We start from the raw sequence: 16,007 nt of genomic DNA, 5'->3' as shown, positions 1-16,007 counted from the left end.
CAAAGAAGAAAAATGTATCAATCCTCCATCACAATTTTTATTATTTCTTGTGTAGCTCTTTCCGCACATGCCAAAAAACCTGATTTTGCCAAAGAAGTCCTACCCATTTTATCCGATAAATGCTTTGCCTGTCATGGCCCTGATGCCAAGAAAAAGGACATACGTCTCGACAGCTTTGAACATGCCACCAAAGATCTCGACGGTTACAAAGCCATTGATCCCGATAATCTTGAGGAAAGCGAAGTCATCTATCGCATGTTTGACGAAGACGATCCCATGCCCCCAAAAGATGCGGAGAAGCAGCTCACAAAAGAAGAACGCGAAATCCTGACTCAGTGGATCAAGGGCGGTGCGAAGTACGCAAAACATTGGGCCTATGTCCCGCCTATAAAAGATCGTGAGCACAAAAACATTGACGAATTCATTAAAGCCGAATTCCCAAAAGGAAAAACTTTTGCTCCAGAGGCCGATAAGAGGACTTTAGCTCGCCGCGCCTCTCTAACGCTTAGAGGCCTACCACCCTCAATCGATGAACTCAATACTTTTTTAAATGACCAAGGTCCCCGAGCTTACGAAAGCTATTTGGATCGTCTCCTAGCATCCTCAAGTTATGGTGAGCATCAGGCTCGTTACTGGCTCGATGCCATCCGCTATGGCGACACCCATGGCCTGCACCTGGATAATCGCCGCGCCATCTACCCCTACCGCGACTGGGTAATCATGGCCTTAAACGAAAACCTCTCAATGAAAGACTTCATCACCTGGCAACTGGCGGGTGACTTACTTCCCAATCCTAGCCTTGAACAGCAGGTGGCCACGGGCTTTATCCGCATGAATCCCACCACCGGAGAAGGCGGTGCCATCCCCGAGGAGTTTCAGGCCAAAAACAATTTTGATCGAGTCGAGAACCTCGGTACAGTGCTACTCGGCACTAGCATGCAATGCGTTCGCTGTCACACCCATAAATACGACCCCATCTACCACGATGAGTACTTCAAGCTCATGGCCTTCTTCAATAATACGGCTGAATCTCCGGTAGATGGCAATCGCTATGATTATGCACCTGTTGTAAAAGCCCCTTCCAATATCCATGACTGGAAGGCATGGAACAAACTCCGAGCCCAGGGCAAAACTTCCCGCAAGCCCGTTTTTACTGCAATTGAAACTCAAAACAGCAAGACGGCCACTCCCAAGGCCAAGTATCAAACTTATACATTTGAAATGAGTCAGCTCGATAAACAAGTTGATGGCTTAAAGTTGGAAATCCTCAATGATAAGCAGCTAAAAAATGACAATCCAAAGACCAAACAATTTTATATTAAAAAAATTAAAGCCACATTTCTTTTCAATGATGGAAAAGAAAAAGAACTCGAGTTCGATTCTATATCCGGCACCTCTTCTCACAATCGCTTTAATGTAGATAATATTCTCAAGAAAAAGTCTAATCCCGGTTGGCGCATTGACCTCACTAAGAGTTTTAATCATAATGCGACTCTCACTTTAGCAGAGCGACTCAATACACAAGCCGGTGACAAACTAAAAATTGAGCTCCATATCGCCACCCACGCCATTGATCTCAAGCGCTTCAAGTTCTCCACTGGCATGCACCTCGTCCCTCAAACTCCCTTTGAGAAAATTGAGCATCGCTTTGCTACGACTATGGTAGCTAAAGAAGGTAAAGTTCGTCCTACGTACTTGCTTGATCGAGGCGAATACAATATGCCAAAAGGTGAAGCTCTTGAAGCCGACGTCCCTGCGATCTTTGGAAAAATGCCTGACAGTGCTCCGAAGAATCGCCTCGGCCTGGCTCAATGGCTCACTTCTCCCGAGCATCCCACCGTTGCGCGTGTTCTGGTGAATCGCATCTGGCAACGCGTATTTGCCTATGGCCTTGTGCGTTCCCCCGAGGATTTTGGCCTTCAGGGCGATCACCCCACTCATCCAGAACTCCTCGATTTCCTTGCCTTGGAATTCCATAAAGATAACTGGGACCTGAAAAAGACCCTCAAAAAGATGCTCATGTCAAAAACCTTCCGTCAGTCATCGGCTTTTAGAAAAGATATCAATGATCCGGAAAACAAACTCTTTGCCCGTGGGCCATCCTATCGCATGGATGCCGAAATCATTCGCGATATCGGCCTTTGGTCCAGTCAGCTCCTAGACAAGCAAATGGGTGGCGAAGGTGTGAAGCCCTATCAGCCCGCAGGCATGTGGCTGGCCATGGCTCACCCCAGTAGTAACACCAAAATTTATGAACGCGATAAGGGTAAAAAACTCTACCGCAAAAGCCTCTACGTTTACTGGAAGCGAACTAGCCCCCACCCCATGATGAGCCTCTTCGACGCTCCCGATCGCGAAGTTAGTTGCGTCAAACGCAATCGCTCAAATACTCCGCTACAATCACTTGCCCTCTTCAACGAAACCATGCGCATTGAGATGTCGCGTAAACTCGCCGAGCGACTCATTAATGAGAAGCAAAGCGATGAAGAACGCCTCGACCTCATCTTCACGCTACTCGCCAGTCGTTCCGCCAGTTCCCACGAAAAGCAGGTCTGCCTTGAGCTTTTAAAAGATCTAAAAACTGAGTTTAAAGCGACACCCGCAAAAGCTAAAGATATCCTTGCCGTAGGTGATTCTGCCAACGATTCAACAATCAATACCATCGAACAAGCCGCTTGGTCCCAGCTCGCCGCCACCCTGTTGGCCTCTGACCTCGCCCTCTTGGTCTATTAATTAGGAGATAAGATATGATACACAATGACCCACTCCGCGAACTCGACTTAAATATGACCCGTCGTCAACTCTTTGGTAAAACCGCCCTAGGGCTCGGAACCATGGCTATGGCGGATTTAGCGGCAGCAGAAAATCCCAACTTTCAACGTCGCCCCGAACTCAATGGCGGCATTCACCACAAAGCCAAAGCCAAAACCGTTATCTACTTGTTTATGAGTGGTGGCCCCAGTCATCACGATACCTGGGACTACAAACCCAAGATGCGGGACATGTTTGGCAAAGAACTACCAGCAGAAATTCGCGATGGCCAGCGCGTCACAGGTATGACCGCTGGACAAAAAAGCTTCCCCGTATGCCCCAGTAAATACGAATTCACCAAGTACGAAAATAATCAAGATGGCGTTTACGTCAGCTCACTGCTGCCGAACACCGCCAAGGCCGTCAAAGAGATGTGCATAGTCAATAGTACTTTCACCGAGGCTATCAATCACGATCCAGCCATTACCTACATCCAAACCGGTAGCCAAATCCCCGGACGTCCCAGTCTTGGCGCTTGGCTCAGTTATGGCCTGGGTAGTGCGAACAAGGACCTACCTGGTTACATCGTCATGCACGCCAAGAGTAAACACGCCGAACAAAGCCTATTCGGCCGTCTTTGGGGCAGTGGCTTTATGCCTTCCGATCATCAAGGCGTGCTCCTCCGCAGTGAAAAAGATCCCGTTCTCTATCTCAATAATCCTAAAGGACTCAACCGCGCCACGCGCCGTAAGCAATTGGATTCTCTCGCGAAAATTAATCAAGAGCACTACAAAGCTTATGGTGATGATGCGGTGCTCGCAAGAATTCGTCAGCACGAAATGGCCTACCGTATGCAAACTGCCGTGCCGGAACTGATGGATATCTCACAGGAATCAGAACACACCTACAAACTCTACGGAGAAGATGCCCGCGAGCCTGGCACCTTTGCTGCCTCCTGTCTCAATGCCCGTCGTCTCGCCGAACGCGGAGTTCGCAACATACAAATTTTCCACCGTGGCTGGGATGCTCATGGGCGACTTCCTGCCGAGCATGAAGATCAATGCCGTGATATCGATCGCGCCTGCTATGGCCTCATCATGGACCTCAAACAAAGAGGCATGCTGGATGAAACTCTCATTGTCTGGGGCGGAGAATTCGGTCGGACAGCCTATTGCCAAGGAACCCTCACAAAAGATACCTACGGCCGCGATCATCACCCCCGTTGCTTCACCACTTGGATGGCCGGTGGCGGTATCAAACCCGGCATCACTTATGGTCGAACCGATGACTATGGCTACAACATCACCGATGCCGACGGGAATATCCTTAAACCTCAGCCCAGCAAAGATGAAAAATGGGTCCCCGGAACCATGCACATCCACGATCGAAACGCCACCATCCTACATCTTCTCGGAATTGACCACAAAAAGCTCACCTACCGCTATCAAGGCCGCGACTTCCGCCTCACCGATGTACACGGCCACGTGATTAACGACATCATTTCTTAAAAAACATGTTGTGTACCTTAAGGCACACCTATTTTTGTTCATATTTACACCCCACGTTCACACGTGGGGCTAATATGTTTCATCCCTGTGGGATTGATTATTAATTTGTAAAATGCATTCATGGCAAGGCCATGGTACATGCTAGCCTGGTATGTAAATCCCAGGAATAATGGATGAACCAATTCTCATGGTGAAACCATGACACATTTATGATCCATCTTTGATAGCATCAAAACCACTGCTATTAGCATTATCAAGAAAAGGCCGGCGATAAGAATATTGATGATACCGAACTTGGTAAAATACTTAGATTTTTTTTATTGTGATAGATGACCTCCAACGCGGAAAATTTTAGCCAATTTGGTTGACTCATTCCTTAAATCATTAACTCAGGCAGGTTTGATGAATACCAGACATAACATATACTGAGCACCTTATTAACTGGGGAGATGGAAGCGCCACTCAATTCATCTTGTCTTTAGATTAATCGACTTCTATTAGTTTAATTGTTTTCGGAAGGTGATAAAGCTCGCTTTTTGTTAATTGCCCTTTGTGAATAGTGAGTTCTTCTAATTGAGGTATTTGCAAAATATGACCAATGGAAGTAACCGCGTTATGACTAATATTTAATTTTATCAGAGGTCTTCCCGCCAAGCCCCTTAAGTTACCTATTCCCGTATGTGAAATATCTAAGTTGCGCAACTCTGGGTTTTCTAAGCTATGTAGTTCATATATAGATGTATGAGCCACATTTAGCGCATTGAGACTCTGTTTTCTAAAAGCGATAAAGTCACTAATGTCGGTATAAGAAAAATCCGCACTGGCTGCTGGAAAATTTTGCAGGCACAAGGCCACCTGCATATCTGTATTGCCCGATAAATCCAAATGTTTAAACTCACGATTAAATTTAAATTTTAATGACTTCATATGGGGGTTATGAACTATCACTGCTCCTTTACAAAATTCGATGCGCTCATCTAAGCTGATCTCAGAAAAGATTTTGTAATGAATCAAATTCGTAAACTCCCGCAAAAGACCATTGTCTCTCAATTGAGTTATCAATTCTAGGTACTGCTTTGTGCTCAAAGACTTTTTGTCATTGGCTTTAATTTGCACATATTCACTATTAATTTCAGTAAGAATACTCTCCTCTCTAGCCCGCTTAAAAGCTTCTTTTGCCGCCTTAAATTCCTGACGTATAAAATGCAAGTTTGCTTTGAGCTTCCAAGCTTCTTGAAGTGATTCATCGAGCTCCGCGGCACTATTACAAAAATTTAAGGCATCATCAAACTGAAATGATTCATAGGCCACATAAGCACGGTCGTAGAACTTTGGGGCCGCACCCTTATTAATCCTCATGTGGTATTCTTTTTCAATGCGCAATTTATCGGCCACTTCTTTAGCGTTTGTCTCCGCTAATTTGAGGTTAATAATCGAGGTGATCATCAAGCCCAACAAAAGCAATAAAGCAAAAGCTGAGATTATACTTAGGGTGCGATTGCGTTTGACCCAAAAATGCAGTGATTTCATGATTGAGGCATTTTCAGCTTCAGTTGTAAAACCATTGATAAAATCGCGAATTTCTTGCTGTAATTCTTTAACTGAACTATAGCGATCCTCTGGTCTTTTTGAGAGGGCTTTTAGGCATACGGCTTCTAATGAAAAGGGAATGTGATTATCACTTACCTGGGAAGGCTTCAGAAAGTCGGCATTCACGGTTTTTGTTAAAATGCTTTCTAGCTCATCCCCATCAAAAGCTTTTTTGTAAGTTAACAAACTATAAAGCACCGCACCCAAAGAGAAAATATCGGTATGCTTCCCTTTGCGCTCTTTGATCATGCCCGTCTGTTCGGGTGCCATGTAACCTGGTGTTCCTTTTACGGTGCCATCCAAGGTCATTTCATCAAAATCTTTTGTCGTGCTAGAACAGACTTCTAAAAGGGGTTCATCACATTCCGAGGGAATGACATCAGCTAAACCCCAGTCACACAATACGACATCACCGTATTCACTCACACGTATGTTATCTGGTTTTAAATCGAGGTGAAGGATGCCTCGGGAATGCGAATAAGCCACCGCATCACAAACTTTTAGGAAGAGCTCTAAACGATCGGCCAAATTATTAAAGCGACTCTCTTCTTGATTCTTGAGTTTTTGGATGATTTCTTTGAGGGATTGCCCATCAATAAATTTCATCGTAAACCAAGGCTCATTATTCGTGAGGCCTACATCATACACAGGCACAATATTTGGATGCTGTAAAGCGGCGTTTATGCGAGCTTCGCGAATGAAAGGTTCCTTGCGATCTACATCCGAGTTTTTTTTCATTCTCGCCATGGCCACTTGGCGACCCGTTCGGCTATCAAGGCAAATACTTATTTCTTTAATGCCACCTTCGCGATAAAATTCAAAATCTTTATAACGATCACCAGGTCGTTTGAGGGCATCCTCTAAAGGACTTTCCTCAGGCGTATAAGCCTCTTCGAAAAGTTGACTAAAATTGCGATTAAATTTATCTTCTTTCCGCACGTCAATTGACCTCAGCCACCAAGTTCTTGGTTGAGCCTAATAATTTCCTTGTGCATGGCTTTACGAATTCGCATTTTATAAACACGCACGCTGCTTTCTGCTACTTTAAAACGTTCAGCTAATACGCTGTTACTCTCCTCGTCTAAGGAGGCTTCGAAAACTTCTTTTGCTAGCTTTGGAAATTGATCTTGAAGGTTTTCCCAAGCTAAATTCGATATATAACTCTGCCATTCTGTTTCGGCAATTTTATCAATCTCGGCATCACTTATTAGGTCGAGGTTTTGCAACAAATCATCATAGCTCACATTCAAGCGACTATTACGGCTCGATCGCAATTTAAAAAAGCTATAAACTTTATTGCGAATGACGACGCAAAGCCAAGTACGAAAACGGCATTTTTCTCGATCGTAACTATAATTGGGCAGCGCTTTCCATATCTTGAGTAAAATCTCTTGGAGGATGTCTTTACTATCTTCGACGCCTACACCCAGATTGCGAATGACGATATAAATGTAACCCTCATAATAGCGGACAAAATCATCCCATGAGTGATCATCTTGATTGGTCTGTAACTTTTGTAAGAGAGTTACGCGAGTTTGGTTACTATCATCTGACATAATAATGGCCTCTGAGTTTATATATAATTGCTCCTAGACTCAAATTTTCCAATTTTAAATAAATTCACATGAAGGTTTTTTAAGCCTAATGCCACTTAAGTTCTGCTTTTTGCGAGCGAAGATCAACTTTTACATCAAGGTGTTCAAATTTACGTGTGTAGACATAGCCCTTTTTCACCGCGTCTTGCAATGGTTTTCCTAAGGCTTTTTCATATTCAGGAAAAGCTTTGAGCCAAAGTTTACTATGGCAAGAACCATCGGCTTTAGTGTTCACATCATAACCATCGTGAATGTTTAGATAACTATATTTTTCAGCACAGATCAAAAACAAGCCTATACAGTATTCGAGACGACTTTGAGCTTTATCTAAACTCTTTAAATCTTTACGAGTATCATCTATTCCCATGTGGCTTCCTGCGGATTCACCTAAGCCCAAAGTCATGGCAATAATTTTCCCATCTTTAGCAGCTCGTTGTGTGGCTTCTATGCCCTTCACCATATAATCTTCACGACTCAAGCCCTTCACGGGTTTTTCAAAATTTTCTAAATAAGAACCATCGAAATACTTCATATATTCTAATCCACTATCTTGAAAACGGGCGCGAATCATATTGGCAATCATCAATTTATCTTCACTCAGTGCTTGCTGCGTTTCCTTCATCAATAATTGATACGCCTCTATCGTTTCTTGCTTCTTTTCAGATCCTATCTCTCGAAGTAGGTACTGTTCTTCCAAAGCCTTTATATTGCCGTCCAAAAATAAACCATCTATGGCAGGATCCATAAGTACAGTTTTGGCATTGTTTACCCACCACTTACGCAAGTTTAAATTCGTTAAATCGTAGGCTTCTTGGGTATTTCTTACTAGCTTGCCTTGGCCTTGCTTATTCTGTAAAAAAGCGTCCTTCACCTTCTTTAACTGTCTATCACTCTTGTAAAAGGGATAATGAACTAGGACGTTGCGGTAATATAATACTTTGCTCTTCGGGTTGAGTTCTTTTATCGCTTTAGCGGCCTGAATACTGCCCTCTTCCGAGGAACCGTAAGTTTTCATTCCCATGGTTTTTTCTAAACATATTAAAGGGAACTGACTAAGGTATTTGAGCTCTTGCTCATTAAAGGCCGTCGCTTTGCGGACATGCATATAGAGAGGTAGCGTCTCCCATGAAAATTCTGGCATTTTCCTGTTCACTTCTTCGCTACTTATTTTGGCCTGACTTTGAGGCTCAACTTTCTCTAAGGATTCAATTTTCTCTAAGGGCTCTGCTTGATCACAAGATATGAACAAAAGCAGTGAAATAAGTAAAGTGAAAATTTTCATGTTTATAAACTCCGTTAACAAAAAAGCTGTACTTAAACTAAGTACAGCTTTTTATAAATTACAGGGTGTTAAGTAATTTTATTTGTAGGCTTTCAATTCAAGTGCTTTGAGGTTGAAACCTTTCCACTCGCCTTTCTTAGTTTTGAAAACGACTTTTTGCTTACCCGCTTTATCAAACTCAACAACACCTAAGCGCAAAGTTCTTACACGAGGTAAAAGACCACGGCCAAACATACGCTTGGAAGGCATGCGATCACCTGTATCTAAAGCTTGAATTGTCATGGCAGTCTTACCTGCAAGAACTTCGAACTCACTATAATCAGCTTTATCATTACATGAATAAGTCATTTCTAAAGCATATTTACCTGGCTTACGGATGTTCACATCCCAAGTAGCTTCACTTGTTGGAGTCCAATTTTTCACCATTTCTGCGTGCTTCCACTCGCCAAATTTCTCCATCCAGCGGAGTTGAACGACGTCACAATCTTTTTGTTTTGAGAATAATGAGAATAAGTTTGCCTTGGTTTCACCATCAAAAGCTAAACCGTGGTCAACTTTAAGTTTACCATCATACTTAAGTTGAACGACTGGATTAATCGCCTGAGGTTTTACTTTTGGAATACTCACAACTGTCCAGTCACCCTCTTTCGTAACTTTCACTTGCCCTTTAAGGTTGAGAAGTGCTGCACCAGAAATTTTGTTGCTTAAACCAGGAAGATAAATTTTACCATTTGCGGGCCAATCAAAGATATGAAGAAAGAGATTACCGTGATTTACAGTTACGTCACCCCAAGCGAAAGCTTTGTGCCAAGGAGATGCTTCAGCACCATAAATGGTTCCTGCGTGCTTTTTAATCCACTGACCTGCAATGACTAACTCATCGCTTGCACCAGTAGGAATTGAACCGTCGCCACGAGGACCAATGTTGAGCATGTAAGTACCGCCACGAGCGACAACTGAGATCACGTTTTGAGCGATTTGCTCACCACTTTTCCAGTTTTCATCGTACCAAGCATAAGACCAAGAATTATTTGTTGTATCTACACATTCCCATAATCCACCGACGTTCTCTGGTGGAATCTCCATATCACCTAGTGATGAATAGTCACCAACACCATTACCAATACGGCTGTTAATTAGGCAGCGAGGCTGATGCTTTTTAACTAAATTTACTAATGCCATTGAATCTTCTTTGGTCATTTTACCAGGTGTATCGAACCATAATACCGCGAGGTCGCCATACTGAGTTACGAGCTCTTTTACTTGTGGTTCACACTTCTCTTTAAAGTACTTAGAGAAATTGGCTTCTTTAGGATTAAAATCCCAACTATTACCGAAAGCATCTTTTTCATTCCAGTCTTGGTACTGCGAGTAATAGAAACCAAAACCTAAGCCCTGCTTACGGCATTCATCTGCCAATTCTTTGAGGGGGTCACGACCAAATGGGCTCGCGTCTTTGATATTATATTTTGATGCTTTTGATGCGTACATCGCAAAACCATCGTGGTGCTTTGCCGTAATAACGATATACTTCATACCGCTCTGCTTAGCCAAAGTTACCCAAGCTTTTGCATCGAATTTGACTGGGTTAAAATCTTTTGCCAAGGCTCTGTATTCATCCACTGAAATACCCGCCAAATGCTTGTTCATTATCCATTCGCCAATACCGAAATGCGTTTTGCCTTTCCAGTCACCCGCTAAACCTGAATAAAGGCCCCAGTGAATAAACATGGCGTATTTAGCTTCTTTGAACCAAGCTCCACGTTCACCGGCATCTAACTCTAAACGTTCGCCCCAAAGTTTGTCCATGTCTGTATCGACAATTTCCTGAGGTACCGCATTGGCAACCTGTAAACTCATCATTGCGGTCATCGCAAATTTTGATGTTAAAGATAATAATTTCTTCATTTATACAATTCCTAGATATGTTGTGTTATGTCTCTATCAAACAAGGTAAGATTGGCTTTGTTACATAAAAACGTCAATTTTTTATGACTTTTAAACTAAGTGATGAAAAAATTAAAAGGTAACAATTCACGTCTTTTTTTAAGGATAAAGTTAAAGAATATATAAAAAACTACTTATCTTTATTACATAAAAACATGCCTCTTTTAAACTCAATTTTTTTTGATGAAATTAAGTATAAATCGAAAAAACCGAACTCGTGAGTTCGGCTTTTGAAATGTAATCATGTGAATTTTAAGAGTACTAATATCGCGTCTATGGCTCACTCCTTCTTCCTCACCATATCCACAAAGATCAAAAATAGCACCAGCACCTGCACGCACATCAAAAATGTGAACATCCCTATTCCCTCTTTTTTAAAGCTATAAAGAAGGTACGGAACAAGTGGGCTGATTCTGTCGACTAGTTATTTAAATATTTTCGCCATTTTGAGCAATGGTTTGGCTCAGCCAGCGCGCTGACATCTTGGGCTTGCGTTCTAGAGTTTCGTAATCCACACGGCACATGCCAAAGCGGCGATTATAACCGAAAGACCACTCGAAATTATCCATGAGTGACCAAGCGAAATAACCACGCAGATCGACACCCGCATCAATAGCTTTGCGGGATTCGCGTAAATATGACTCGTAGTAGTTTTTACGCATCAGATCATTATCGGCCGCTTCTTCAGTAGGTTCATCACAAGCACAGCCATTTTCGGTAATGTAGATAATAGGACGATCATAACGAGCATCAATCCACTTTAAAAGGTCTCGGCAACCCTCTGGCACAATATTCCACTGCATGTGAGACTTGTCCCAAGATGGATCATTGGAAAGGGCGACTTTTTGATCATCAATCATGCCTCCGTTTCCAGCTATATCACTGACGAGTTTATCGTCTTCAGTAGGTTCTGAGGCGAGCATACTTGTGTAGTGATTGAGCCCAAAGAAATCACTTGAGCCAAAGATTTCTTGTTTTTCTTCTGCGCTAAACTCGGGCAAGCGTTCTCCTACATATTCTTTCATCACTGCGGGGTAATCGCCTTTCCAAATGGGGTCAGCAAACCACGCCAAGAAAAACTCCATACTGCGCTCTGCCGCGGCAATATCTTCTGCTTTGTCTGTCAGTGGGTAGCGGAAATCGCAATTATTTGTAATGCCAATGGTGCCATTTTGATGAGCAAACTCACTCTTATAAACTCGATAGGCACGGGCGTGGCTCAAAAGCATGTTGTGAGCCGCAAGGTAGGGCTCAGAAGTGGATATGCGGCCAGGTGCGTGAACACCAATGCCGTGACCCAATACGGCGGCACACCAAGGTTCATTGAGGGTGATCCAATTTTTCACACGATCGCCAAATTGCTCAAAACAAATACGTGAATACTTTTCAAAACGCTCCACAATTTCTTTATTTAACCAACCGTCATGTTCAATTTGTAAAGGTAGGGGAAGATCCCAGTGGTATAAGGTGACCCAAGGCTCGATTCCATGTTCCAGGAGACAATCTATTAAGCGATTATAAAAGTCAATTCCTTCCTGGTTGATGTCGCCTTTGCCATCTGGCTGAATTCGTGGCCAAGCAATCGAGAAGCGGTAAGCTTGAAGTCCCAGCTCTTTCATCATTTTTACGTCTTCTTCAAAACGGTGATAATGATCGCATGCGACGTCACCATTGTGTCCACTTTCTACTTTGCCCGGAGTATCGCAGAAGGCGTCCCAAATACTAAGCCCACGACCATATTGCTTAGCTGCACCTTCAATTTGGAAACTCGCCGTTGCCGAACCCCAAACAAAGTTCTCAGGAAATTTTTTGCTCATAATTCTTACCCTTAAATTTTATATTCTTTCTTATAATACGTTGGCAAAGTTAATATTTTGATAAATTTATGATTCATCTTAGAAGAATATAAAAAGCCCAGTAGCAAATCTGCTAATGGGCTAAAATTATTTATGAATAAGCTATTAATGTGTAAGTACTTTTCCTAGGACCTAAAGGAGGAGCTTATGTCTCCTCAAGCTTTCCACTATTGGTGAGAGTTGGGCTCTGCCCAAGACACGCTTAAGGGTACTTGCACCCTTAAGAATCCCAACGCTTGTCGCATTGCTCCTACGCTTAATTTAACTAATTTATTGTAAGCTACTACTTAATGAGCATAGGCAGGGCAAATACCATTCCCGGGCGGAAGTAGCGGCCCGCAGTGTATTTGAGTCCCGTGATTTGAATAAAGCGGAAGAGTTCAGCTAACTTGTCTGCAGCCACAAAATCTTTTGCGATTTGCGCAAATTCATCGACTTCCGCAGGTAGACTTGGAGAAATACGCGCATCATCCAAGACCCAGCCCTTCTCAAGTAACTTATTATAAAGCTCCGAAGGCTTAGCTGTGTAAGATTCCAAATCAGTCGCCGCAAGAGTACATGAGCAGTTAAAGCCTTCTGGTGCAGCAAAAGGAATTTTGGCTTTCAAATAAAGGTTATCATAAAGGGTGTGAATAAGCTCATCAAACTTGTCGTATTCACCTGCTAGGAGCAATGAAGTCGCATTAGAGTACTGAACACCAATCCATACATCTTGTGCTTGGAAGGCTTCTTTGGGAGCGCCCACACTATCAACTAGATTTGCATACCCCACATGAGGGCTATTGATTTTGAAGTTCGTCTCATAAGCTTTCTTTAGAACGCCTTCGCGCTGAGCCGCAGTGGTGACTGTTTCCAAGCCCATCATTTCTAAATAAGTATCGGCGAGCAGTGGATCACCAAAACTATCATCACTCTCACGAACAAGAATCGCTGTGACTTCATCACTGAAGCAATCTTTTGCTGTGGTGATAATAAAAGCTTTGCGGATCAATTTATTGCGACGGAATTTAGTTCCCTCAAGTGAAACGCCCTCTTCATCTAAAAGGCTTTGAACTTCAGCCGTTAGGTATTGATCAGAGTTTTCATCCGTGTAAACAAAATCGTTCAGTGATTTTAAGAGCTCTTTTTCATTGATCTCGATCTTCTCGCCCACTTTTGTTGAAAGACTTGCTTCATCCTCGATATAGTGTTTCACGAAGGGGTAAGAATAGAAGTGGAAATAATTATTTTCCTGGTCCCAAAGAGCTTGATTAAAACTTGCTGAAGCAGCTTCTTCTAGTTCTTTGAGTTCATTTGTAACTCCCTCAATTTTGAGAATGTCAGCGATTTCACCCGCAGCTTTTAGGCCTGCAACCCATAGAGAACCACAGTAGAGAGTAATGCCGAAGGAAGATAGGTTATCAAAAGTATCATCTGTTCCATTAGTGAGAGGGATTGAATGTCCCTCAAGAATCATGTCTTTAAGGTACTGTAAAGAAGCCTCTATGGAGTCCCAGCAATCTTCGAGAAGATTGACATCTTTAGTGAAGTGATAATTGCGCAAAAGCATAAGAATATACTTTGGTGCAAGATCCTTCCATTCCGCAACATTATGCCAGTTGTAGGCATCTGGTTTGGGGTCAAAGGGTGAGCCGAGATCGTGAATCACTGCACCTTTGCGGGCGCGAGGACCCTCGTACTTCGGATGAGGAAGTTTCGCATTGGGAAGCTCGAGGTAAACATAGAAACGGCGCAACTCATCATTTTCCGCCATAATCGCGTCGCGGAAACATCTCATGGTATTGGTGTCCACCTGCGGAAGTAACCACATCATGGAGAATGAGCCGTAGAAATAAACATCTAATGAGTTAAAGAATGGGTAATCTGAACATTCACGTACGAGGAATTTATCATCAATATCCCATACGGTTGCATCTGCCGTGAAGCTCAAAGTGTTTTGCGCCATAGTTGTCAATTCAGCGGCTGACTTAGGTTTACCCTTGTAGACATCGCTATTAACTAGGAGCTCGTGTAATTCATTCTGATCTGCATCAATACGCTCGCGAATGGAGTGAAAGTTATCGCAGGCAAATGATACTAAATCTTCTGTGCGTGTTTCTTCTGGGAAAAATGAGGTGTATTTCTTCTGAGATTGATAATCACCGAGGCTGATTTCTGGGTAATCTAAAATTTGTACGAAAGGAATTCTTTTAACTGCACCAGGCTGTAGAGTCACCTGAACCGTGATAATCCCTGATAGGTGTTCGCGACCGGTATAAATTTTATCGAAAAAAGTATTATTAACGCGACCAGCCTGCAGTGCTTCTCTCACAGTGCTATCACGTTCTACCGAGTAATACGAACTGCGGCGCGAAATACAAATATCGGGGTCATTTTGACTTAGGATACCAAATGTGAGTTGTCCTTTAATATCGCCACTCTCCTGCGATTTTTTATTTCCAAGTGTAATACCCTGGAATGAACCATTCTGAGTTTCAATATTGCACAAGTTATTCTCTTGGTAACGAACCGTCTTTTGTAAAAGGAAACCCGCGTCCTGGTTAGCTGGACGCTTTTTGACTACACTAAAACCCGAAAGGTTTTCTTGGTCCCAAGCCAAAGTCAAGATTTTGACTTTATCACTCGTGTTGGTGAGCTTAATTTCGGTGAAGTTAAGTGGAGCTGAACAAGACTTTTCATCATTGCGCACAATGGGGCTGAAGTGAAGTTTCTCAATGCGAACATCATGTGAATCATCTTCATATTTGAGTTCAGCATAGGGATAAAGTAAGCGGTTCTGAATTTTTTCACGAGCATAAGTTTGCTGGCCATAAATAGACTCTTCTTCGAGGTCACCACTCAAAGATGCCTGCCAATTCGTAGAAGTAACAACGGCACCATTAAAGTAGTCGAGCAAGACCAATTGCGTCGCTAGTTTTGTATTGCTTGATTGAGCCAGTTGCTCTTGAGTCTTTGGGCTAAATTCCGTTTTATACAGTTCAAAACCAGCTTTGTTATCTTCATAGAAGGAAAGGCAATCAGCCATTTCATTTATCTTGGATTGAACCAGTTCTTCACTCATCTCTGCATTGAGCCATTCGGCACCATCAGGGCGATAAATGGGAAAGAGAGTCACATAGAGACGCAATTTATCGATATCAACTAATAAAAGTGGTGCCTGATCATTGGGTTCTCTTTCTGAAGCGAACCAGTTTTGAAGACGAATATCACCCGTTTTTTCACCCTCTACATGAAGCCCTGGAAGAAAGTTGATCAAGGGAGTCGTTGCACTCGCCGTCATTGTGTAAGTAGAGCCAATGCCACCAATTGCAATACCTGTATTGGCTGGAGTCGTTTCGATTGGCGTGTACCAAGGTTGGATAAATTCGGCTGCAGCTCCAGGCGTACATAAAGTTGCGGCATTGTCATTCAATAAGGTCAGATCTAGAGGGTTTTTCATCATAATAAAGTCACGGATTTAGGTGTTAGAAAATTGGGA

The 16,007-nt window shown here is 42.9% G+C and carries 8 protein-coding genes; 2 read left to right on the top strand and 6 right to left on the bottom strand.

All coding sequences use genetic code 11. From position 1 onward, the window contains the following. Positions 1–12: 12 nt before the first annotated feature. Positions 13–2,733, top strand: a complete 2,721-nt coding sequence (locus tag PQO01_RS02785) for a PSD1 and planctomycete cytochrome C domain-containing protein (protein WP_274312521.1) — start codon at positions 13–15, stop codon at positions 2,731–2,733. Positions 2,734–2,747: 14 nt separating this feature from the next. Beyond that, a complete protein-coding gene (locus PQO01_RS02780) occupies positions 2,748–4,259 on the top strand; it encodes a DUF1501 domain-containing protein (protein WP_274312520.1) in 1,512 nt (503 codons plus the stop codon). Positions 4,260–4,742: 483 nt separating this feature from the next. On the opposite strand, the gene PQO01_RS02775 is transcribed toward PQO01_RS02780, so the two are convergent. The 6 genes from PQO01_RS02775 to PQO01_RS02750 form a co-directional block, all read right to left on the bottom strand. Continuing rightward, on the bottom strand, positions 4,743–6,788 hold the full coding sequence (locus PQO01_RS02775) for a protein kinase domain-containing protein (protein WP_274312519.1): 2,046 nt from the start codon (positions 6,786–6,788) through the stop codon (positions 4,743–4,745). Positions 6,789–6,799: 11 nt separating this feature from the next. Next, a complete protein-coding gene (locus PQO01_RS02770) occupies positions 6,800–7,405 on the bottom strand; it encodes an RNA polymerase sigma factor (protein ID WP_274312518.1) in 606 nt (201 codons plus the stop codon). A gap of 85 nt (positions 7,406–7,490) precedes the next feature. After that, positions 7,491–8,726 carry a putative glycoside hydrolase gene (locus tag PQO01_RS02765; RefSeq protein WP_274312517.1) on the bottom strand — a complete coding sequence of 412 codons (1,236 nt, stop codon included), beginning with the start codon at positions 8,724–8,726 and terminating at the stop codon, positions 7,491–7,493. Positions 8,727–8,804: 78 nt separating this feature from the next. Beyond that, complete coding sequence (locus PQO01_RS02760) at positions 8,805–10,634, bottom strand: alpha-L-fucosidase (RefSeq protein WP_274312516.1); 1,830 nt, start codon at positions 10,632–10,634, stop codon at positions 8,805–8,807. Positions 10,635–11,101: 467 nt separating this feature from the next. After that, positions 11,102–12,490 carry a GH1 family beta-glucosidase gene (locus PQO01_RS02755; RefSeq protein ID WP_274312515.1) on the bottom strand — a complete coding sequence of 463 codons (1,389 nt, stop codon included), beginning with the start codon at positions 12,488–12,490 and terminating at the stop codon, positions 11,102–11,104. A gap of 322 nt (positions 12,491–12,812) precedes the next feature. Next, positions 12,813–15,971 (bottom strand): GH116 family glycosyl hydrolase, encoded by a 3,159-nt coding sequence (locus PQO01_RS02750; RefSeq protein ID WP_274312514.1) that lies wholly within the window; start codon positions 15,969–15,971, stop codon positions 12,813–12,815. Positions 15,972–16,007 lie beyond the last annotated feature (36 nt).

This window comes from Lentisphaera marina (assembly GCF_028745505.1).
Lineage (GTDB): Bacteria > Verrucomicrobiota > Lentisphaeria > Lentisphaerales > Lentisphaeraceae > Lentisphaera > Lentisphaera marina.
The sequence above is the reverse complement of the archived record's forward strand: the minus strand, read 5'-3'. Positions and strand labels throughout refer to the sequence as shown.

Coding starts and splice junctions, on each gene's coding strand:
- PQO01_RS02785 (WP_274312521.1), top strand. CDS start 13: ATGTATCAATCCTCCATCACAATTTTTATTATTTCTTGTGTAGCTCTT.
- PQO01_RS02780 (WP_274312520.1), top strand. CDS start 2,748: ATGATACACAATGACCCACTCCGCGAACTCGACTTAAATATGACCCGT.
- PQO01_RS02770 (WP_274312518.1), bottom strand. CDS start 7,405: ATGTCAGATGATAGTAACCAAACTCGCGTAACTCTCTTACAAAAGTTA.
- PQO01_RS02765 (WP_274312517.1), bottom strand. CDS start 8,726: ATGAAAATTTTCACTTTACTTATTTCACTGCTTTTGTTCATATCTTGT.
- PQO01_RS02760 (WP_274312516.1), bottom strand. CDS start 10,634: ATGAAGAAATTATTATCTTTAACATCAAAATTTGCGATGACCGCAATG.
- PQO01_RS02755 (WP_274312515.1), bottom strand. CDS start 12,490: ATGAGCAAAAAATTTCCTGAGAACTTTGTTTGGGGTTCGGCAACGGCG.
- PQO01_RS02750 (WP_274312514.1), bottom strand. CDS start 15,971: ATGATGAAAAACCCTCTAGATCTGACCTTATTGAATGACAATGCCGCA.